The organism is Altererythrobacter litoralis (assembly GCF_036324225.1).
Taxonomy (GTDB): Bacteria; Pseudomonadota; Alphaproteobacteria; order Sphingomonadales; family Sphingomonadaceae; genus Erythrobacter; species Erythrobacter litoralis_A.
The window spans coordinates 15599-36462 of the sequence record NZ_JAZDQV010000011.1 but is presented as its reverse complement, the minus strand read 5'-3'; the positions used below and the strand labels follow the sequence as shown (position 1 = coordinate 36462).

Genomic DNA, 20864 nt, shown 5'->3' with positions numbered 1-20864 from the left:
CGACTTCACAAATGGTCTGGGGATTCAGAGATCCTTCGCTCGGCCTTTTCGCGCTCAGACTTTTCACGCTGCACGGCAACGGCTCGCGCCTGGTTCGCCAGGCCCAGCCAGGTCTTTTCCGCGCGCAGCTCGCGCTCGCGCACGTTCTCGAGCTTGGCCTCGCTGGCTGCATTTGCGGCAGCTTCAGCGCGTTCGATGTAGAATTTGTAGCTGTCGGCCACTGAGACCTCCTGAATGATAGAGAAGGCGACAGCGAACTGCCGCCTCCCCCGGAATGTCAGTCGGCAGCCGAAAGGTTGACCGCGCTTTCCTTGCCATTACGGCCCATCTCGACCTCGTAATTTAGGCGCTGTTCCTTATCGAGCGTGTTCATGCCCGCTGCCTGGACAGCAGAAATATGGACGAAGCTGTCTGAAGAACCGTCATCGGGCTGGATGAAGCCATAGCCCTTGTCGGTGTTGAAGAATTTGACTGTGCCAGTCTTGCTCATGGGTGTTTCCTTTCAAGAAACGAAGGGTGCCCGCTCGCGACATGCGAACGGGTCGTGCGTCAAATCGTCCGATGAAAGGAAGTCGTCGTCCGGTTAACGCCGGGGCTGCAACGCAGCAAGCGGCGGTAAATCAAAAGCCGAAGTCCGTCGCATATTTCGACGTCAGCAAAGGGTTGTTAGCACACAGCCACCGAAATAGCGAAATAAATCGCCGATCAGTTGCGGCTGCCCGATAATTCAGATCAATGACTGATCTGGCCAGACATAGCGAGGCAATCCTGCGCCTGCCCGAAACTCACGAATCCGCTTGGAGTAATATTCAACGAGATTGAAATAGGTTTCACGATCATCAGTGGATCGCGAATGTTGCTGGTTCATCGCCGCTATCTGGTGTTGATAGAGCAGCTGATTGAGGTCCATCGAGTTTCTCCTCGCTAAGTTCTGTTTGTGCGTCCAGGGCGTACTCTGCGTTGCCATCAGGCTGAGTGGAGATTTACCGCCTGCCTCTCGCCATCGGCGTCAAAGTCGACTTCATAGCGAAAGCGTTGCCGCTCCTGCACTTCGTCGCCGACATTGCGGTAAACATCGATCTGGCGGAACGGCAGCAATTCACCGCCATCTTCAGGGCTGATGAAGCCGGTTCCGGTCATTCGATTGAAGGTTTGCACCTTGCCGTGATTGGTCATCTATGTTCCCTCTTTCTTGCTGCGGTCCGTTTGCAGCTGGCCACGCCGGGGTGGCTAAAAGACGTAAAAGAAGGAAGCGGCGCATTAAATGAGAGCGCCAAAGACCGTCGATCGCGACTAGTAACTCCATATGATATGGCGACGATGCGCCACGACTACAACCACCGGTTCGAGATATATCTTGGCATGAGGGCCAAAGCCGTGTTCGGGTCGAGTTTGCCGCAAGCCTTCGTCCTGATCGCATGGGCGCCTGCAAAATCCCTTGCCAGGCGCGACGCGCCGTCAACGCCACTCGTCGTTGCGGGCCGGCTCTTCGAGCGCGAGCCGGCGCGAGGTAGAGGCGGTCTGCAGCAAGAACAGCAGGATCAGGATCGCTCCCACTGCGCCCACGAAGATATCGAAGCCCGAAATCGCCCCGAACCAGCCCTCGCCTGCATGTCCGAAGTACATCATCGCCAGCGTCAGCGCGATCAGCATGAAGCGCAACTCGGTCGGTCCCGCATTGAGATACGACAGCTTCAGTTCGCCCAGCACTCGCACCGAAAGGAAGGCGTGGATCGAAAGCAGCAAGTATCCCGCCAATGCCACGAGCGCGACCTCCAGCGTGACATAGGGGCTCAACCCGATCCCGGCGACCAACAGGGTAGTGGCCAGGCCATCGCAGCTGTGGTCGAGAAAATAGCCATAGCGCGGTCGCTCTATCTTTCGGAACCGGGCCAGGCTGCCGTCGGTGCTGTCGCCGAACCACTGGATCGCATAGCCGACGATTGCCAGCCACAGCCACTCGGCTTCAAGATTGCTCAGCACATAGCTGGCGAAGATCATCAGCGCCCCGACCATTCCGGTAAAGGTCAGCATGTCCGGCGTGACCCAGCGCGGCAAGCGCGCGCAGATCCAGTTAAGCAGGCGCCGCTCGGATCGTGCCAGAAGATTTTGCTGGATCCGGTCGATCGGCTGCAGCTTCAGGTTTGCGGCCATGCGCGGGGTGTACCTTGGATCGAGGGGATATGACAGCTGGGTTACACCAAACCCTCACCCTCGCCTAGCTGCAATCCCTTGCTTCAGCGGCGGGGGACCATGCCGAAGGGCCGGTTAAGTCGCACGATCGTGAGGTTCAGGATCGAGGCGAAGCTTACCCAGGCAAGGTACGGGACGATCAGCCAACTCGCCAGCACAAACCATTCGCGCAGAAACACCGCCAGTGCCAAGACGGAGAGCCAAAGGAAAGGCACTTCAGCCAGCGCCCAGTCAGGTCGCCTGGCAATGAGCGTGTGAGGGGCGAATTGTCTGCCCAGACCCCAGCCGCCATTCCATCCGGTTCTGGCCTGCGCATTTCGGTTGGCCCTACGCCAGACCCGCCCTTGCCAGCAGTCCCTGAGTGCTCGGGTCGAAATCGCCGCCGCCGGCCTCGATATCCTTCGCCATCTTCTTGCCCAGCTCCACGCCGAACTGGTCGAACGGATTGATCTGCATCAGCACGGCATTGGCGAAAGTGCGGTGCTCGTGGAAAGCGATCAGCGCGCCCAGCGTCGCCGCGTCGAGATCGTCGCACAGCATCGTCGCGCTCGGACGATCGCCTGGGAATGCCCGCGCCGGGTCCTTGCCGTCCTTGGCCATGTTACCGCCCGCCATCAGCGCCGCACCCTGCGCGAAGCAATTGGTGAGCAGGATCGCGTGATGCGCCGGGTCCAGCCCGTCGCCGGGCGCGATGCTCGCGATGAAGTCGACCGGCACCAGATGCGTACCCTGATGGAGCAGCTGGAAAACGGCATGCTGCGCGTCAGTGCCCACTCCGCCCCAGGTGATCGGCGCGGTCGGCCCGGCGACCGGCGAGCCGTCCGCCTTCACCCGCTTGCCATTGCTCTCCATTTCGAGCTGCTGGAGATAGTCGGGCAACAGGCCCAGCCGCTCGTCATAGGCGAAGCAGGCGCGCGTCTGGCAACCGCGCAACCGCGCGTAATACTGGTCGGCAAGGGCAGCGCGCAGGCACAGGTTCGCCGCGCCGTCATTGTCGCGGAAATGCTCGTCCACCGCGCGCGCACCAGCGAGCATGGCGACGAAATCCTCCATCCCCACCGCGAGCGCGACGGGGAAACCGATCGAGGACCACAGCGAATAGCGCCCGCCCACGCTTTCGGGGAAAGGCAGAACGCGTGTTTCATCGACGCCCCATTCGACCGCCTTTTCGGGCGAGGCAGTGAGCGCCACGACCCGCCCCGACGGGTCAGACACGCCGTTCTCCGCCAGCCATTTGAGCGCCGATGCCGCATTGGTCATGGTTTCGATCGTAGTGAAGGTCTTGCTTGCCACCGCGATCATTGTGGTCGCCGGGTTGCACGCCGCAAAAGCCTCCTCCAGCGCCACCCCGTCGATATTCGAGACGACATGGACGTCGACCAGCGCGAGGTCGCGGGTGAGCGCATCGACCGCCAGCGCGGGGCCCAGCGCACTGCCCCCGATGCCGATATGGATCAGGTGGTTGATCTCGCCGAACTCGCCGCCATGGATCGCCTCGACCAGCATCCCCATGCGCGCGAGCAGAGCCTCGCCTTCCTCGACATCGGCCGCGTCGCCCACGCCGCGCATGGCGGGGTGCGTGGCGGCGCGCCCTTCGGTGACATTGACGATCTCGCCTCCGAGCAGCTTCGCACGATGCCCCGCGAAATCGCAGGCCTGAGCCAGATCTTCGAACGCTGCGAGCAATTCGTTGTCGAGATGTGTCTTCGACCAGTCGAACAGGATTCCCGTCTCACCGCCCTCGCCCGGCCATTCGATCCGGCCCGAAAGCGCGGCCACGCGCGCACCATCGGCGGCAAACAATTCCTGCAGGCTGCGCTGCGGCAGCGCCTTCAGGCGATTCCATGCGGTGGCGATCTGGTCTGACATGCGAAAAGCCTTTCACAACCTCGGCTCACGCGATTAGGGACGGGAACGATGGATGGGAACCCCGTAGATACGAATGCGCCGGCCGCAGGAGCGGACCGCGAGGGTGAAAGCTGGGGAAGTTTCCTCGCTTTCCTGCTCAAGCTGGTGCTGGTGGTGCTGGTGTTCCGCAGCTTCGTGTTCTCGCCCTTCTCGATTCCGTCCGAAAGCATGCTGCCACGACTGTGGAACGGCGACTACCTGCTGGCGGCCAAATGGCCCTACGGCATCTCGAAATATTCGCTGCCGTTCGAGCTGCCGGTCGTTCCGGGAAGAATTCTCGCAAGCCAGCCTGAACGCGGCGACATCGTGATCTTCAAGCATCCGATCGACAGCACAGACTATATCAAGCGCGTGATCGGCCTGCCGGGCGACACCGTGGCGATGGAAGACGGCCAGCTGGTGCTCAACGGCTCGCCGGTTCCAAAGGAACGGCTCGACGATTTCATCATCCCCGTTTCGGCCAACACGCGCTGCGCCCTGCCTGCCGCGAAGGAAACCGAGGCCGACGGCACCGTGGTCTGCCGATACGCGCGCTATCGCGAGACGCTGCCTTCGGGGAAGAGCTACGAAGTGCTCGATTTCGGCGACCGCCCGATCGACACGACGCGCCCGGTGATCGTGCCCGAAGGGCGACTGTTCGTGATGGGTGACAATCGCGACAATTCGCAAGACAGCCGCTTTATGGCGACGCCCGGCGGCGGCGTAGGGCTGGTGCCGCAAGGACTGTTGGTCGGCCGCGCCACGGTGATCATGTGGTCGACCGACGGTAGCGCCGAATGGATCAAGCCGTGGACCTGGTTCAGCGCTGCGCGCTGGGGCCGCATCGGGGACACGCTGTGAGCGTGCTTGCCCCCGAAACGAGCGAATGGCTGGCCGAGCTGGGCATCGTGCCGGCGGACGAGACCCGTTGGCTCGCCGCGCTCACGCATGGCAGCCTCGGTTCCGAAACGAATTACGAGCGGCTCGAATTCCTCGGCGATCGCGTGCTGGGCCTCGCAATGGCCGAATGGCTGTTCGAAGCAAGCGAGGCCGCCGAAGGCAAGCTGTCGCAGCGGCTCAATGCGCTCGTCAGCCGGCAGACCTGCGCGCGCGTGGCGATGCAGGTGGGCCTGCCGCAGCACATCAGGCTGGGTAAGCAGGCGCATGACGACGGCGCACGCGAAAGCACCAATATCCTGGGTGATGTGATGGAGGCTCTGCTCGGCGCGCATTTCCTCGATTTCGGTTTCGTGCCCACGCGTGACCTGATCCGCAATTTCTGGGAAAGCGAATTCATGGGCGGCGCGGGCAAGAGCAAGCACCCCAAGAGTGCGCTGCAGGAATGGGCCGCAGGCAATCGCCGCAAGCCGCCCGAATACGAACTGGTCGCGCGCGAAGGGCCCGACCATGCCGCGCGCTTCACCGTTCGGGTCAGCGTCAAGAATGTCGGCGACGCGCAAGCCACCGCGCAAAACAAGCAAGAGGCGGAGCGGCTCGCTGCCGCAGCCTTCATGGAGCAATTCGGATGAGTGAGAACGAGGCAACCCGCTGCGGCGTCGTCGCCGTGATCGGTGCGCCCAATGCGGGCAAGAGCACGCTGGTCAACCAGCTGGTGGGGCAGAAAGTCGCCATTACCAGCCCCAAGGCCCAGACCACCCGCGCGCGCATGCTGGGCATCGCTTTGCACGGGCCCGTCCAGATGATCCTGGTCGATACGCCCGGCATTTTCGCGCCCAAGCGCAAGCTCGACCGCGCGATGGTGAGCGCCGCCTGGGAAGGCGCCGAAGCGGCCGATGCGGTGCTGCTGCTGGTCGATCCGATCAAGCAGCGCCGGCACGAGCTCGAACCGCTGCTCGAAGCTCTGGCAAACCGGCCAGAACGCAAGATACTGGTGATCAACAAGGTCGATGCTGCGAAGAAAGAAGCGTTGCTCACGCTCGCGCAGGAGCTGACCGGCAAGGTCGACTTCACCGAAGTGTTCTTCATCTCCGCGCTGACCGGGGATGGCGTGCCCGAAATGAAGGAAGCGCTCGCTGCAATGATGCCCGAGGGGCCGTGGCACTATCCCGAAGACCAGGTGTCGGACGCCAGCGAGCGCCTGCTCGCAGCAGAGGTCACGCGCGAGCAACTCTATCGCCAGCTGCACGAGGAACTGCCCTATGACAGCGCGGTGCGGCCTGAAAGCTACCAGCACCGCCCCGATGGCAGCATCGAAATCCACCAGCAGATTGTGGTCGGTCGCGAAAGCCAGCGTCCGATCGTGCTCGGCAAGGGTGGCGCGAAGATCAAGGCAATTGGCGAAGCGGCACGCAAGGAACTGAGCGAAATGCTGGGCGCCAAGGTACACCTGTTCCTGCACGTGAAGGTCAGTGAGAACTGGGCCGAAGACCGTGAGATCTTCGAGGAAATCGGGCTCGACTGGGTGCGCTGACCGGACAGTTATGAGATAATCCGCCGATGCCTTCCGCCGACCAGCTCCTCGCGTTGATTTCAGCCCTTTCCGTGGGCCTGCTGATCGGGATCGAGCGCGGCTGGAAGCTGCGTGGCGAGAAGGAAGGCATGCGGGTGGCGGGCCTGCGGACGTTCAGCCTGCTTGGCTGCGTTGCGGGCATCGCCGGCCTGCTGGGCGCTTCGGGATATCAGATAACAGCAGGCGCCATCACCGTCGGCGCGGCGGCCATTATCGCGATCGGCTATGCCCGGGCGATCAGAATCGACGGCAAACCCGACGCGACGTCGGCGGTGGTGGCCATCGTGACGCTGGCATTGGGCTTCCTTGGCGGCAGCGGCGAACCCGGCTTGGCAGTCGCGGGAGGTGCGGTCGTCACCATGCTGCTGGCGCTGCGCGAAGAGCTGCACCGCATGGTCGGCGCGCTCGACGAGGCCGATGTGAAGGCTTTCGCCCGCTATGCGGTGATCGCGCTCGCCGTGTTCCCGTTCCTGCCTGAAGGCAGGTTCGGCCCATACGACGCATGGGAGCCGCAAACGCTGTGGTTCGTGGTGGTGATCGTCACCGGCTTCTCGTTCCTCGGCTATGTCGCCAACCGCCTGTTCGGCGCGAAGCGAGGAACCATCGCTACAGCGGTGATCGGCGGCGCCTATAGCTCGACCGCGGTCACGCAATCCTTCTCGCAGCAGCTTGGATCGGGGCAAGGCGGAGAAGCGGAGAACGCCGGGATCGCGCTTGCCACGGCGGTAATGTACCTGCGCGTGGTCGTGCTGGTCACCGTTCTTGCGACCTCCCTCCTCAAGCCCTTCCTGATCCTGATCGCCCCTCCACTCGCAGTGGGATTCCTGGTCAGCTACATCCTCTATCGTAAGGCAGAACACAGCACCGGACCTGCACCGCCGGGCAACCCGATCGCGCTGCTTCCCGCGTTCAGCTTCGTTGCCTTCGTCGCAGTAGCAGCGGTGGCTGCGCGCTGGGCCGAAGGGACCTTCGGCGAACAGGGCATCGCAGTGTTGCTGTTCCTGATGGGTAGCCTCGATGTCGATGCATCGATCGTGACCGCTGGCGGTCTGGAGCCAGGGACAATCACCCCGCACCTCGCGGCGCTGGCGATCGCTGGGACGATCCTGGCCAACATGGCCGTGAAGCTGGGGGTGAGCATCGCCTATGGCAGGGCGAACGCGCGGCCTGCCAGTTGGGCGCTTTCAGCCAGCATGGCTGCACTGGTTGTCAGCCTGATCGTCGGATATTTGCGGCTATAGCGTCGGCGCGCTCACCGCACGCCGAGCTTCTCGAGCTTTGCCGCCAGCGCACCTTCTTCGAAGGGCTTGAGTACATAGTCGTCCGCGCCCGCCGCGATCCCTTCATGGATATCGGCCGCGGCGCCCTTCGAGGTGCAGAACACCACGGTCGGCCGGTGCGGCGTAGGGATTGCGCGCAGCGCTGCGACGAATTCAGGGCCGCTCATCACCGGCATCTGCCAGTCGGTCAGCACCAGGTCGGGCATGGACTGTTTGCAGCGCGCCAGCGCTTCCTCGCCATTCTCCGCCTCGACCACGCGATAGCCGAGCCCGGCCACGACCTTGCTAGCGACCTTGCGGATCACGCGGCTGTCATCGACGACAAGGCAAGTGCGCGGGCGTGCCGCGCGCGTTTCGTTGACGTCGCGCATGGCCTTTGCCGCGCGGACAATGGCATCGGTATCGATTTCCTGCGGCGCAGTGTCGCATGTCGGCTCGGTAGTCGGCGTCGCGGGCGTTTCGGCGCGCGAAGCTGCGAGCCTTTCCGCCAGCGTCTTGCCTTCCAGCGCGCTGCGTTCCATCCCGGCCTTCTGGCCAGTGGTGCGCTTGATCAGATTCTGAATGGCGCGAACTCCCTTTCGACCTCGAAACCTTCCTTGGCGTGAGGATCGGACACTTCGCCCGGCGTGATCCGCACATGCAGGTAGGGAATCCAGACATCGCCATACTCGGCCTTCTGGTACCACACGTCGAGCACGTCATAGCTCACCCACAAGCCATCCGCCTCGCGCAGGCGCAGCCCCTCCCCGATGCGCGGGACGGCAGCAAAACGCAGCCGCACCTGGGTCTGGTGGGTTTCGTTCTGGACTTCTATCTCGATCACGCTGGCGACACCCTCATAAAGGCTGCTTACTAGCGTGTAAGTCTTGATGATTTACGAACGGAGCGGAGTGAAAATGCCTGCGCCAAAGAGGGTTACCGTCAGCTTGCCGCTTTTTTCTTCGGCGCGGCCTTTTTCTTCGGTGCAGCCTTCTTTCGACCCTTCTTCTTGGCCGGCCCCTTCGCCGCGCGCGCATCGATCAGTTCGATCGCCTGCGCATCGGTGATATCCTTGGGCTTCACATCCTTGGGAATGGTCGCATTGGTGGAGCCGTCAGTGACATAGGGGCCGTAGCGGCCCGGCATGACCTTGATTTCGCCTCCGCTGGTCGGGTGAGCGCCCAATGTCTTGATCGGCTCGGCCTTGCCGCGACCTCCCCCGGTGCCGCGATTGGCGGCCTGTGCAAGTATATCGACCGCGCGGTTCATACCCACTTCGAACACTTCGCGCGTGTTGGACAGCTTGCCGTATTTGCCGTCATGCCTGAGATAGGGGCCGTAACGCCCTATATTCGCTTCGATTTCCAGCCCCGTATCAGGATGCTCGCCGACGATGCGCGGCAGGCCGAGCAGCTGCACCGCCCAGTCGAGATCGAAATCGTCGAGGTCCTTGGGGATCGAAGCGCGCTTCGCCTCCTTGCCTTCTCCCATCTCGATATAGGGCCCGAAACGGCCGGTCTTGCGGTGGATCGGCAGGCCGGTTTCGGGATGGGTCCCCATCACCCCGTCTTCGCCCGCTTCCTCGCCATTGCCGCCCGGCTGCGCGAAACGGCGCGTATATTTGCATTCGGGATAGTTGGCACAGGCGACGAACGCCCCGAAGCGCCCGCCGCGCAGCGACAGCCGACCGCCGCTGCGGCCTTCGGCCTGGCACATCGGGCAAGCGCGCGGGTCCCCGCCATCCTCGCGCGGAGGGAAAAGATAGTTCGAAAGGTAATCGTCGAGCGCCTCGGTCACTTCCGAAGGCAGCTTGTCCATCACCTCATCGGCCTTCGGCTTGAAGTCCTGCCAGAACTTGGCGAGCAGCGCTTTCCACGCTTCGCGGCCGCCCGACACTTCGTCGAGCTCGCCCTCCATCCCGGCGGTGAAATCATATGCGACATAATTCGGGAAGAAGCGCTCGAGGAAAGCCGTCAGCAGACGCCCCGATTCCTCGGCGAAGAAGCGGTTCTTCTCCATCCGCACATAGGCGCGATCGCGCAAAGTCTGGATCGTCGAGGCATAGGTCGAAGGTCGCCCGATGCCGAGTTCCTCGAGGCGCTTGACCAGTGAGGCCTCGGAGAAGCGCGGCGGCGGCTGAGTGAAGTGCTGGTTTGCCTCTACCGCTTTCTTGAGCGGGCAATCGCCCTTGCGGATTATCGGAAGCAGGCCGTCCTCATCATCTTCGGAATCGTCGATCCCTTCCTGATAGACAGCGAAGAAGCCGGGGAACTTCACGATCTGCCCGGTGGCGCGCAATTCATGGGCGCCGGTCGGGTCGCGCAAAGTCACTGTGGTGCGCTCGAGCTGCGCGGCGGACATCTGGCTCGCCATCGCGCGCTTGAAGATAAGCGCATAGAGCTTGGCTTCGTCGCCCGAACCGGCATGTTCGCGGCGGAAATCGGTCGGCCGGATCGCCTCGTGCGCTTCCTGCGCGTTCTTGGCCTTGGTAGAATAGAAGCGCGGGTTTTCGGGCAGGTATGAGGAATCGTAACGCTCGGCGATGGCATCGCGCAGAGCCATGATCGCGCCCGGATCCATCTGCACGCCGTCAGTACGCATGTAGGTGATCGCACCTGCTTCATAGAGCGACTGCGCGCACCGCATAGTATGGCTGGCGGAGAAGCCGAGCTTGCGCGCAGCCTCCTGCTGCAGCGTCGAAGTGGTGAACGGCGGCGCAGGGCTGCGCTTCAATGGCTTGGTCTCGATATCCTCGACCGTGAAGCGCGCGCCTTCGACTGCGGCCTTCGCCTCCATGGCGCTGCCTTCGTTGCCGAGGGTGAGCTTGTCTAGCTTCTCGCCCTTGAAGCGCACCAGCCGCGCATCAAACTGCGTGCCGTCATGCTCAAGCTTGGCGATGACCGACCAGTATTCGTCGGCACGGAAGGCCTCGATCTCGCGCTCGCGGTCGACGATCAGCCGCAGCGCGACGGATTGAACGCGGCCCGCGCTCTTGGCGCCAGGCAGCTTGCGCCACAGCACCGGGCTGAGCGTGAAGCCGAACAGATAGTCGAGCGCGCGTCGCGCCAGATAGGCGTCGATCAGATCGGTATCGAGCGCACGCGGATGCGCCATCGCTTCGGTCACGGCGCTCTTGGTGATCGCGTTGAAGGTTACGCGGTCGACGCTCTTGGGCAGCGCCTTGCGCTTCGCCAGAAGCTCCTGGACATGCCAGCTGATCGCTTCGCCTTCGCGGTCAGGGTCGGTCGCGAGCACCAGCCGGTCGGCCTTCTTCGCAGCGTCGGCGATTTCCTTGAAGCGGCTCTGCTTGTCGCGATAGAGTTCCCAATCCATCGCGAAGTCTTCATCCGGGCGCACGCTGCCATCCTTCGGCGGCAGGTCGCGGACGTGGCCGTAGCTGGCGAGAACCTTGAAGTCCTTGCCGAGGTATTTCTCGATGGTTTTCGCCTTGGCCGGCGATTCAACGATAACAAGCTGCATTGCGGTGTTTTGATGCCCCTACGTGTATACGTGTACGTACGCGCGAGGGTGGCGGCTAGTTTCTGGCCAAGTCAAGTGGCCGCGCGCATCCTTCGCCAAGCGAGGAAGAACAAAACGCCCAGGAAAAGGTCGATCGCACCGAACGCTGCGCTGACTGCGTTAGCCTGCCCCCGCGCAAAGAACGCCAGCGCGGGTATACCGAAACACAGCTTCTCCCAGATGCAGAGCGGCATCAGTGGCGTGAACCGCTGCGGATCGCTGGCGATAACCCAGAACACACCCTGGAACACCAGCGCCAGCCCGACGAAGCCGAGATAAGGCAGGTGCCACGGATCGGGCACGGGCATGAAATAGGCCGGCACGAGAGCGATCACGCCATAGATCGCCGACCAGCGAAAAACACGCGATGCGAAAACGGTTTCACTCGACAAGGCTGACTCTTCCCCCTGCATGCCGCCCGAGGCGACCCCCTATATCTAGTTCCAGCAGCGCCATCTGCACAGATGCCGCGCTTTCGCCAGATTGCCGGATCAGTTCATCCACCGCGACCGGCGCGGTCGTGAGCAGGCTGCCGATATCGGCCGGTTCGGCCTCGGCCCATTCCTCCGGCTCGAAATGGAAGCTTGGCGACTTCACCCGGAAACTCGAGCGCGGCGCGCCATCGAAGCCGCTCAGTAGTTCGATCACTTCCTCCGGCGACTGCACCAGCACCGCGCCTTCGCGGATCAGCTGGTTGCAGCCTTGCGAGCGTGCATCGAGCGGGCTGCCGGGGATCGCCATCACTTCCCTGCCCGCCTCGCCCGCGAGCCGCGCCGTGATGAGCGAGCCGCTCTTCGGCGCGGCTTCGACCACCAAAGTGCCCGCCGCCATCCCCGCGATGATGCGGTTGCGGCTGGGAAAATGGCTGCCCTTGGGCTCGGTGCCGGGCGGCTGCTCCGCGACCAGCAGCCCTTCCCGCGCAATCCGTTCCTGCAGGTCGGCATGCTGCGGCGGATAGGCAATGTCGATCCCGCTGGCGATCACGCCCACGGTAGCGGGGAGCGCGCTCAGATACGCCGCGCCGTCGATCCCGTGCGCCAGGCCGGAGACGATTGTGAAGCCCTCGCTTGCGAGCGCGCCTGCGAACTCGCGCCCCAGCTTGACCGCCGCCGCGCTGGCATTGCGCGCGCCGACCATCGCCACACAGGGCCGCTCCGCCAGCGACAAATCGCCGCGCCAGGTCAGGATCGGCGGAGCGCTGTCGATCTGGCCGAGCAGCGAGGGATAGTCGGGCTGGTCATGGAAGAGGTATCTCGCCCTGGCACGCCGCACCGCCTCCACTTCGCGTTCGATCGCTTCTGCCGGTGCCGCGCGATAGGTGCGCCCTCCCCGCTTGCCGAGATCGGGCAGCGCCTCGAGCGCCGCCTGCGCACTGCCGAAACTCGCCAGCAACTGGCGATAGCTTACCGGCCCGATATTGGGCGAGCGCAACAAGCGGATGCGCGAGAATGCTTCGATCTGCGAGAGCACCGGTTGCGACCCCTTGCTCTCCAATATCCGGTGGCCGCCATCACGTCTTTTTGCCGCCTATCCTGGGCTCTTCGCCCTTCATCAGCCGCGCGATGTTGGCGCGGTGGAGATAGATGATCAGGCCCGCAATCGCGGCTAGAACAGGGAAATATTCGGGATAGCCGAACAGCGGCGCGGCAGCCGCAGCGGCCACCACCGCGCTCATCCCCGCGAGCGAGGAGATACGGAAGATGGCGAGAATGCTCAGCCACACCAGCGCATAGGAAAGCCCGATCGGCAGAGCCAGCCCGAAGCATACGCCGGCATTGGTCGCCACGCCCTTGCCGCCTTTGAAGCCGAGCCACACGGGGAAGCAATGGCCGATCACTGCGGCGCCTGCGCCAAAGGCCATGGCCGGCCCTCCCCACAGCTGCCCCGCGATCCAGACGGCTGCGAAACCCTTGACCAGATCGAGCAGCAGCGTTGCCGCCGCCAGCCCCTTCTTGCCGGTGCGCAGGACGTTGGTGGCGCCGATATTGCCGCTGCCGATCTGGCGAACGTCGCCCATGCCTGCAGCCTTGGTCAGCAAGAGGCCGAACGGGACCGAACCGAGCAAGTACCCCAGCAATGCCGCGTAAATCGCTTCCATAAGCAACTCCGTTCGGGCTGAGCCTTTCGAAGCCCCGTCCTTCTTGTTTGATCTTGTTGTAAAAGTAAGTACGGCCCTTCGACAAGCTCAGGGCGAACGGAAACATTCATTTTGGAAGCAACTTCCCCAATCCTGCTGTTCGATTCCGGTGTTGGCGGGCTCACCGTGTTGGAAGAGCTGCGCCGCGTGCTGCCGCAAGCTCCGGTGATCTATGCCGCCGATCTGGCAGGCCTGCCCTATGGCGAGAAATCCGAAGCGCAGATCGCGGCGCGCGTCGCGGGGCTGCTGGGCCGGATGTGCGAACGATACCACCCGCGCCTCGCCTGCATCGCCTGCAACACCGCCAGCACCATCGCGCTGGGTATGGTGCGCGAAGTCCTCGAAATTCCCGTCGTCGGCACTGTACCAGCAATCAAGCCTGCCGCCGCCATGACCAAGACCGGCGTGATCGGCCTGCTCGGCACCGCCGCTACCGTGCGGCAGGCCTATGTCGACAAGCTTGAGGCTGAATTCGCAGAGGGCAAACGCCTGTTGCGCCATGCCGCGCCCGGGCTGGTCGAGGCGGCCGAAGCCAAGCTGCGCGGCGAAGCGGTCGACATGGCGGTGATCGAAACCGCAGCGAATGCCTTGCGCACCATGGAAGGCGGCGAAGCGATCGACACCGTGGTACTCGCCTGCACTCATTTCCCGCTGCTAAAGGACCAACTGGCGCTAGCCTTCGGCCCAGGCGTAAGCTTCGTCGATGGCGCGGAAGGGATCGCGCGCCGGATCGAGGACCTGACCAGGGGTCAGCAATTCGACGACCGGTTCGAAAGCCGGGCGATCACCACCGGCGATCTCGCCGAATTCCAGGCGCTGGCGCCGGCCTTCGCCAGATACGGCATCACGCGGCTCGAGGCCTTCTGAATGGAGCCCGCGGCCAACCTCGCCATGGCAAGCATGGAACGGCTGGTCGAGTTGAAGGGCGACATCACCGGTGAAGTGATCGCGCGCTACTACGCCCGCTTTCCCGAAGCGCGCGCCTCGTTCGAGCAACACGGCTGCGGCTATCGCGAAGAGCTCGAAGGCAGGATGGTCAACACCACCGCATTTTTCCTGCTGCAGTGGATCGAAAATCGTACTTCCACGCTGATCGAGCAAGGCACCACAATCCCGCGCCACCACGATACGCTGCAGGTCGGGCCGCAATGGTACATGGGCCTGATCGACACGGTGCTGGCAGTCCTCCTGGAAACCATCCCTGCCGAAAATGCGGACGAGCGCGGAATGTGGATAGCGGCGCGAAGCGAGATCGCCCAATTCGTAGAGCAGATGCGCAGCGAATTCTTCCGGAAGGACGACGACGGTCCGCTCCCGGCATTCGACCCGCCGCAGTCGAAATCGGCCTGATCGGGCGTTCGTCGAACTGCGAGTCGTTCTCAAAGATCGTGGGTGGCAAAAAGATACTTTTGCCCCTAAATCCTGCGCCCTGATGGCAGCCGCAAAAGCGGTGCGAAGCAGCGGAACTTGTGCGTGAACTACGACCAGATCTTCGACAAGGCGATTGATCGCTTGCACGAGGAAGGGCGCTATCGCGTCTTCATCGATATCATGCGCAACAAGGGCGCGTTCCCCAACGCGCGCTGTTTTCATGGCCATAACGGGCCCAAGCCGATCACGGTGTGGTGCTCGAACGACTATCTCGCGATGGGCCAGCACCCCAAGGTGATCAGCGCGATGGAAGATGCGCTGCACGATGTCGGCGCGGGCAGCGGCGGCACGCGCAATATCGGCGGCAACACGCACCTCCATATCGAGCTCGAGCAGGAACTGGCCGGGCTGCACGGCAAGGAATCGGCACTGCTGTTCACCAGCGGCTATGTTTCGAACGACGCCACCCTATCGACGCTGGGCAAGCTTCTCCCCGGCTGCGTGATCTTTTCGGACGAGCTGAACCACGCCAGCATGATCGCGGGCATCCGCAATTCGGGCTGCGACAAGCGCGTGTTCCGCCACAACGATCTCGCGCATCTTGAAGAACTGCTCGCTGCCGAAGATCCCGCCACACCCAAGGTGATCGCGTTCGAAAGCGTCTACTCGATGGACGGCGACGTAGCCCCGATCCACGAGATCTGCGACCTCGCCGAGAAATACAACGCGCTGACCTATATCGACGAGGTTCACGCCGTGGGCATGTATGGCGATCACGGAGGCGGCATTTCGGAACGTGACGAGGCCGCACACCGGATCGACATCATCGAAGGGACGCTGGGCAAGGCGTTCGGGGTGATGGGCGGCTATATCGCTGCGGACCAGCGCATCATCGATTGCATCCGCAGCTATGCCCCGGGCTTCATTTTCACCACGTCGCTTTCGCCGGTGCTGGTCGCAGGCGTTCTTGCCGCAGTGCGCCACCTCAAGGAAAGCTCGGAAGAACGCGACGCGCAGCAGGCCAATGCCGCGCTGCTCAAAGCCAAGTTCCGCGAAGTCGGCCTGCCGGTCATGGACAGCGTTACCCATATCGTGCCGCTGATGGTGGGCGATCCGGTCCGCGCCAAGAAGATCAGCGATATCCTGCTCGCCGAATATGGCGCCTATGTTCAGCCGATCAATTTCCCCACTGTGCCGCGCGGGACCGAGCGCCTGCGCTTCACGCCCGGCCCGGCGCATACCGAGGAAATGATGGACGAGCTGACCAGCGCGTTGGTCGAAATCTGGGACCGGCTCGAGCTGGAACTGCGCAAGGCCGCTTGAACACCGCCGCCTGATCGCGCATTCTCCCAGCAGAGGGGAGAGGCCATGGCGACTATTGCAGACAAGACGACGCTGGACACGGGCACGCTTGACGTGCTCCCGATGACGCCTGCGATCGGTGCGGAAATCCTGAATATCGACCTTGGCGCACCCGACATTGGCGCGCGGGTGCCCGAAATCCGCGCCGCGCTGCTCAAATATGGCGTGATCTTCTTCCGAGACCAGAAGCTGACGCAGGAACAGCACATCGCCTTCGCACGCCAGTTCGGCGAGTTGGAGATCCATCCCGCCACGCCGAAGGACCAGCCCAATCCCGAAGTGCTGCGCATCGCCCACGGGCCCGACAGCCGCGGAATCGAGAACAACTGGCATTCGGACGTGACCTGGCGCGAATGCCCCTCGCTCGGCTCGATCCTGCTGGCGCGCGAAGTGCCCGAATGCGGCGGCGACACGCTGTTCGCCAACATGCACCTCGCCTACGAGCGGCTTTCCGAACAGATGAAGCGGTTCTGCGAAGGCTTGACCGCAGTGCATGACATCGCGCGCGTCTTCGCCAAGCGGCTCAACAAGGCGCCGCAGGACTTGCACGACAAATATCCGCCGATGCGGCATCCGGTGATCCGCACCCACCCCGAAACCGGCGAGCGCGCGATCTACGTCAACACCGGCTTCACCAGCCATATCGAGGGCCTGTCGGACAAGGAAAGCCGCTGGCTGCTCGATCACCTTTACGCGACCGCCGCCGATGTCGAAATCCAGTGCCGTTTTCGCTGGTGCGCGGGCTCGGTTGCCTTCTGGGACAACCGCGTGTGCCAGCATCTTGCAGTGTCCGACTATTTCCCCGCCCGCCGCGTGATGGAACGCGTCACCGTGGCCGGCGACAAGCCCTACTTCAAAGCCTGAAGGAATCATCCAGCATGAATTATGACGAGGTCGTCCTCGGACGGCGCAGCATCCGCGGCTATCTGGACAAGCCGGTTCCGCGCGAATTGATCGAGGAAATCCTCACGCTGGCCATGCGTTCGCCCAGTTCGATGAACACCCAGCCGTGGCATTTCCACGTCATAACGGGCGAGCCGCTCGACCGCATCCGCAGGGGCAACACGGAAAATATTCTCGCCGGCGTGCCCGATAGCCGCGAATTCCGCCGCGGCCATCCCTTCGAGGGCGTCCACCGCGAACGGCAGGTCGGCTGCGCGATCCAGCTGTTCGAAGCGATGGGCATCGCGCGCGACGACAAGGAGCGGCGGCAGGATTGGGTGCTTCGCGGCTTCCGCCAGTTCGATGCGCCGGTCTGCGTCATTATCACCTATGACCGCGAATTGGCCGATAGTGACGATACCGCCTTCGATTGCGGGGCGGCCACTACTGCGCTGGTCAACGCCGCGTGGAGCCGGGGCCTCGGTTGTGTGATCAATTCGCAAGGGATCATGCAATCGCCCGTCGTGCGCGAACATGCAAGCATCCCCGACGATCAGGTGATATTGAAGGCCGTGGCGCTGGGCTGGCCCGACCCGGACTTCCCCGCGAACGAGGTCTATATCACTCGCAAGCCGCTGGAAGAGGCTGCGCGCTTCGTGGGGTTCGACGACTAGTCGCGCGCCTTTTCGACGCGTTGGCGCACCAGCGGCAGCTGGTCGTTCCCGAAATACATGTGTTCTCCCGCGACGAAGATCGTGGGCGAGCCGAAAGCGCCGCGCGCGATCGCTTCTTCGGTGTTCGCGCGCAGGCGATCCTTGTTTCCGGGCGTGACCGCCAGTTCGGCCAGCGCCGCCCCGTCGAGCCCGATTCCGTCCGCCACAGCGACGAGCTCTGCCATGTCGTCGAGATTGCGCTGGCCTGCGAAATAGGCGTCGAACGCCGCTTCGGCGAAGCGTTCGAGTTCATCCTGCCGGTCTTCCAGAGCGCAGCACATCCGCATTGCGTTGACCGATTTGAGCGGGTGGTGCACCGAGGGGAAGTTCATCTCGACACCCGCCAGTTCGGCCCATTCCATCAGCCAGCTGAAACTGCGTGCCAGCCGCGCCGCATTCTCGGGCTTGCGCGATTGATAGACCGCCGGATTGACCGCGTTGAACACGCCCCCGACCAGGAAGGGTCGCCACTGGATGGCATAATCGAGCCCATCGAGCCGCGGACGGATGTTGCGGAACGCCAGCCGCGTCCACGGGCTGGAAAGATCGAAGAAGAATTCGATGGCTACCGTCACGCGCGATTCCTCCCAAGCATGGGCCAGAATGCGACGGTAGGATCAACCCGCCCGGTCTGTCTATCAAATGCGCCGGGCGGGAGCGGTGGAAAGCCTCAGCGCAGGCTCACCACATTGTCCGCATCGGGGCGCACGCGGTCGCCGCGATAGAGGCTCATCATGGGCTCGTCGGCCACCAGCACCTGCGCGGCGTTGCCGAAGCCGTTGAAGCCGGTCTTCATCGCGGTGCCATAGGCGCCCAGCATGCCGATTTCGACATAGTCGCCGGCCTGGATGTCGCCCGGAAGCGCGAAGGGTCCCTGCATATAGTCGGCATCGTCGCAGGTCGGCCCGTAGAAGGCGAAATCCTGCGCTGCGTCGCGCAAATCGTCTTCCAGCGCCACGACCGGGAAACGCCAGTCGACATGCGCTGCATCGTAGAGCGCGCCATAGGCGCCATCATTGATGTAGAGTTCTTCGCCGCGGCGCTTTTCGACCTTCACGATCATGCTCGAATATTCCGCGCACAGCGCGCGGCCGGGCTCGCACCACAGCTCGGCGTTATAAGCGATCGGCAGCGCTTCGAAGTGCCGCGCAATCATCGCGAAATAATCTTCAAGCGGCGGCGGCTCGAGCCCGGGATACGAGCTCGGGAACCCTCCACCAACGTCGATCATGTCGATCACCACCGAAGCCTCGGCAATCGCCGCGCGGGTGCGATCGAGCGCCTGCACGAAAGCGAACGGCGTCATTGCCTGGCTGCCGACGTGGAAGCACACGCCCAGCCAGTCGCAATGCTGGCGGGCTTGCTGCAGCAGCTGCGGCGCTTCGATCAGGTCGCAGCCGAACTTGCTCGCCAGCGACAGTTCGGAGAACTCGCTCGACACGCGCAGGCGCACCGCCAGCCGCAAATCGGTGGCAGGCTCGCCGGTTTCGGGATTGCGGCAGGCGTCGACGATCTTGGCCAATTCCTCGACCGAATCGAGGCTGAAGGTTTTCACGCCGTGCTGGAAATAGGCTTCGCGAATCGCACTGGGGGTCTTCACCGGATGCATAAAGCACAGCACCGCTTCGGGCAGCAGGCCGCGCACCAGCCGCACTTCGGCGATCGAAGCGACGTCGTAATGCGTGATGCCCGCGCTCCACAGCGTCTGGATCAGGTCCGGCGTTGGGTTCGCCTTTACGGCATAGAGCGGCTTGCCCGGAAACTTCTCGATGAAGAAACGGGCAGCGCGCAGCGCGGCGTGCGGGCGATTGAGGATGACGGGTTCGTCCGGAGCGAGGTCGCGGACTACAGCCTTGGCATCGGGATAGATGTGCAACTCAAGGGACCCCCAAAACGGCTCTGTTGAACCATGAAACGACAAGCTGCCTTGCGGTTAGGAAGTCCCCTTGGGGCAGCGGAACGGCGCATATAGGCCCTCCGCGATGAATCGCAAATGAAAAAAGGGGTGTTTTCGCGCCGGCCACGTCGATTCAAGCGATTGAACCTGCTGCATGTTCCGCCATGCACCGCACCGCTGGCTCAGCTGGCCGATTCATGCCTGCGTGACAGGCTTCAACCGTGGAGCCCGCGACCCGTTGTCCCGCGCGAAAGTGCGCTGGATATTGAGACCCTTAGGAAGGCATCGCCCCCCTGCGCGGCGCTGCTTGGCCCGCTGTCCCGGTAAATTCGTGCCTTGAGCACATCATCGGGCAATGGCTCGAGCGGCTGCGGCATGGTTTCGATGATTTCGGCGTAGCGCTGGTCGTCTGCTTCAGCGTCGCCCGAAAGGTCCCCAACCCGCTCCACCAGGATCGGGAATGCGACCGGCGTCCGGGCCGAATCGAGCGCGGCGAGCAACAATATCCCGTCGAACACCATGGCGCGCGGCAGCGTGACGCCCTTGAACATAACGGTGACCGGCGAGCGCCCGATCCGGTCGAAAAGATAGACCGCAAGATTGCCTGAAAAGGGGATCAGATAGCCTTCGAACTCGAGGCCCGAGCCGCCCATGCGCACTTCCATCAGTCCGCTCGGCCCACGCCTTATCAGTCCATAGTCATGGAACAGCTCGCCCGGCATGAGGAGCGATGGCCTGGATGTCCGCCAGAAGCCTTCATAGGCGGAACCGCGCATGGCGCTTTCCTCGCTCACGGCCGAAAGGAACTCGCCGATGACACCCGGAAAGGTAACCTCGCCCGGAGCAGATTCCTGCTCGATCCCGTAACGCTGGGCCAACGTGGCCGAATCCTCGAACCAGTCGGCCAAGCGGAAACCGGGCAGATAATCGCCGATCAGCGAACTCAGCCGCGCAAGGTTGTGATCGGTGGGATGGACCGCGCCCGAAAGCCAGCGACCGACGAGAGATTTGTCGACCGCCAGCTGCTGCGCCAGCGCCACACGGCTGAGCGACGTCGCCTTCATCAACATATCGAGCTTGAGCGGCAAATCGGCGACGTGGTTCATCGCGATGCGCAGCGCCATGCATCTCACCGCATCCCCTCTGTCATCGCATTGCTTGCCACAGGGTCGCA

25 protein-coding genes are annotated in these 20864 nt (G+C 63.2%); 9 read left to right on the top strand and 16 right to left on the bottom strand.

Going from position 1 to position 20864, the window contains the following annotated elements; all coding sequences use genetic code 11:
- Positions 1-5: 5 nt before the first annotated feature.
- The 7 genes from VRS74_RS11000 to pgi all read right to left on the bottom strand — a co-directional run bounded on the left by VRS74_RS11000 (position 6) and on the right by pgi (position 4062).
- Positions 6-221, bottom strand: coding sequence for a hypothetical protein (locus tag VRS74_RS11000; protein ID WP_354145312.1), 216 nt, complete (start codon positions 219-221; stop codon positions 6-8).
- A gap of 56 nt (positions 222-277) precedes the next feature.
- On the bottom strand, positions 278-490 hold the full coding sequence (locus VRS74_RS10995) for a cold-shock protein (protein WP_354145311.1): 213 nt from the start codon (positions 488-490) through the stop codon (positions 278-280).
- A gap of 237 nt (positions 491-727) precedes the next feature.
- Complete coding sequence (locus VRS74_RS10990; RefSeq protein ID WP_354145310.1) at positions 728-910, bottom strand: hypothetical protein; 183 nt, start codon at positions 908-910, stop codon at positions 728-730.
- Positions 911-966: 56 nt separating this feature from the next.
- A complete protein-coding gene (locus VRS74_RS10985; RefSeq protein ID WP_354145309.1) occupies positions 967-1176 on the bottom strand; it encodes a cold-shock protein in 210 nt (69 codons plus the stop codon).
- A gap of 282 nt (positions 1177-1458) precedes the next feature.
- Complete coding sequence (locus tag VRS74_RS10980) at positions 1459-2154, bottom strand: CDP-alcohol phosphatidyltransferase family protein (protein WP_354145308.1); 696 nt, start codon at positions 2152-2154, stop codon at positions 1459-1461.
- 83 nt (positions 2155-2237) lie between these two features.
- A complete protein-coding gene (locus VRS74_RS10975) occupies positions 2238-2570 on the bottom strand; it encodes a tryptophan-rich sensory protein (RefSeq protein WP_354145357.1) in 333 nt (110 codons plus the stop codon).
- Positions 2521-4062: a glucose-6-phosphate isomerase gene (gene pgi / locus VRS74_RS10970; RefSeq protein ID WP_354145307.1), complete on the bottom strand. Its 1542-nt coding sequence runs from the start codon at positions 4060-4062 to the stop codon at positions 2521-2523. Before pgi ends, VRS74_RS10975 begins: the two co-directional genes overlap by 50 nt.
- Positions 4063-4110: 48 nt before the next feature.
- Between pgi and lepB the strand changes: the two genes are divergently transcribed.
- Genes lepB through VRS74_RS10950 form a run of 4 tightly spaced genes read left to right on the top strand, consistent with a single transcriptional unit; the run spans position 4111 to position 7791 of the window.
- Positions 4111-4941, top strand: coding sequence for a signal peptidase I (gene lepB, locus VRS74_RS10965; RefSeq protein WP_354145306.1), 831 nt, complete (start codon positions 4111-4113; stop codon positions 4939-4941).
- A complete protein-coding gene (gene rnc / locus VRS74_RS10960; RefSeq protein WP_354145305.1) occupies positions 4938-5609 on the top strand; it encodes a ribonuclease III in 672 nt (223 codons plus the stop codon). The genes lepB and rnc overlap by 4 nt, the downstream gene beginning before the upstream one ends.
- On the top strand, positions 5606-6511 hold the full coding sequence (era, locus tag VRS74_RS10955) for a GTPase Era (RefSeq protein WP_354145304.1): 906 nt from the start codon (positions 5606-5608) through the stop codon (positions 6509-6511). The genes rnc and era overlap by 4 nt, the downstream gene beginning before the upstream one ends.
- A gap of 26 nt (positions 6512-6537) precedes the next feature.
- Positions 6538-7791 carry an MgtC/SapB family protein gene (locus tag VRS74_RS10950; protein ID WP_354145303.1) on the top strand — a complete coding sequence of 418 codons (1254 nt, stop codon included), beginning with the start codon at positions 6538-6540 and terminating at the stop codon, positions 7789-7791.
- A gap of 11 nt (positions 7792-7802) precedes the next feature.
- On the opposite strand, the gene VRS74_RS10945 is transcribed toward VRS74_RS10950, so the two are convergent.
- The 6 genes from VRS74_RS10945 to plsY form a co-directional block, all read right to left on the bottom strand.
- Positions 7803-8351, bottom strand: coding sequence for a response regulator (locus VRS74_RS10945; protein ID WP_354145302.1), 549 nt, complete (start codon positions 8349-8351; stop codon positions 7803-7805).
- A 29-nt stretch (positions 8352-8380) separates the two neighbouring features.
- Positions 8381-8653, bottom strand: coding sequence for a hypothetical protein (locus VRS74_RS10940; RefSeq protein ID WP_354145301.1), 273 nt, complete (start codon positions 8651-8653; stop codon positions 8381-8383).
- 98 nt (positions 8654-8751) lie between these two features.
- Positions 8752-11289, bottom strand: coding sequence for a type I DNA topoisomerase (gene topA / locus VRS74_RS10935; RefSeq protein WP_354145300.1), 2538 nt, complete (start codon positions 11287-11289; stop codon positions 8752-8754).
- A 71-nt stretch (positions 11290-11360) separates the two neighbouring features.
- On the bottom strand, positions 11361-11720 hold the full coding sequence (locus VRS74_RS10930) for a hypothetical protein (RefSeq protein ID WP_354145299.1): 360 nt from the start codon (positions 11718-11720) through the stop codon (positions 11361-11363).
- Positions 11710-12798, bottom strand: a complete 1089-nt coding sequence (gene dprA, locus VRS74_RS10925) for a DNA-processing protein DprA (protein WP_354145298.1) — start codon at positions 12796-12798, stop codon at positions 11710-11712. The genes VRS74_RS10930 and dprA overlap by 11 nt, the downstream gene beginning before the upstream one ends.
- A gap of 40 nt (positions 12799-12838) precedes the next feature.
- Positions 12839-13426: a glycerol-3-phosphate 1-O-acyltransferase PlsY gene (gene plsY, locus VRS74_RS10920; protein WP_354145297.1), complete on the bottom strand. Its 588-nt coding sequence runs from the start codon at positions 13424-13426 to the stop codon at positions 12839-12841.
- A 111-nt stretch (positions 13427-13537) separates the two neighbouring features.
- On the opposite strand from plsY, the gene murI reads away from it, so the two are divergent.
- The 5 genes from murI (at position 13538) to VRS74_RS10895 (ending at position 17754) form a co-directional block, all read left to right on the top strand.
- Complete coding sequence (gene murI, locus VRS74_RS10915) at positions 13538-14332, top strand: glutamate racemase (RefSeq protein ID WP_354145296.1); 795 nt, start codon at positions 13538-13540, stop codon at positions 14330-14332.
- The gene (locus tag VRS74_RS10910) at positions 14333-14815 is read left to right on the top strand and encodes a hypothetical protein (RefSeq protein WP_354145295.1); all 483 of its coding nucleotides are present in this window, start codon (positions 14333-14335) and stop codon (positions 14813-14815) included. It begins immediately after the preceding gene.
- Between the two features lie 123 nt (positions 14816-14938).
- Positions 14939-16159: a 5-aminolevulinate synthase gene (gene hemA, locus VRS74_RS10905; RefSeq protein ID WP_354145294.1), complete on the top strand. Its 1221-nt coding sequence runs from the start codon at positions 14939-14941 to the stop codon at positions 16157-16159.
- Positions 16160-16204: 45 nt separating this feature from the next.
- A complete protein-coding gene (locus VRS74_RS10900; protein WP_354145293.1) occupies positions 16205-17062 on the top strand; it encodes a TauD/TfdA dioxygenase family protein in 858 nt (285 codons plus the stop codon).
- A gap of 14 nt (positions 17063-17076) precedes the next feature.
- Positions 17077-17754 carry a nitroreductase gene (locus tag VRS74_RS10895; RefSeq protein WP_354145292.1) on the top strand — a complete coding sequence of 226 codons (678 nt, stop codon included), beginning with the start codon at positions 17077-17079 and terminating at the stop codon, positions 17752-17754.
- On the opposite strand, the gene VRS74_RS10890 is transcribed toward VRS74_RS10895, so the two are convergent.
- The 3 genes from VRS74_RS10890 to VRS74_RS10880 form a co-directional block, all read right to left on the bottom strand.
- Positions 17751-18368, bottom strand: a complete 618-nt coding sequence (locus VRS74_RS10890; protein WP_354145291.1) for a 2-hydroxychromene-2-carboxylate isomerase — start codon at positions 18366-18368, stop codon at positions 17751-17753. The genes VRS74_RS10895 and VRS74_RS10890 overlap by 4 nt on opposite strands.
- Positions 18369-18463: 95 nt before the next feature.
- On the bottom strand, positions 18464-19669 hold the full coding sequence (locus VRS74_RS10885; RefSeq protein ID WP_354145290.1) for a type III PLP-dependent enzyme: 1206 nt from the start codon (positions 19667-19669) through the stop codon (positions 18464-18466).
- A 236-nt stretch (positions 19670-19905) separates the two neighbouring features.
- Entirely contained in the window at positions 19906-20814 is a 909-nt protein-coding gene (locus tag VRS74_RS10880) for a helix-turn-helix domain-containing protein (protein WP_354145289.1), read from the bottom strand.
- Positions 20815-20864 lie beyond the last annotated feature (50 nt).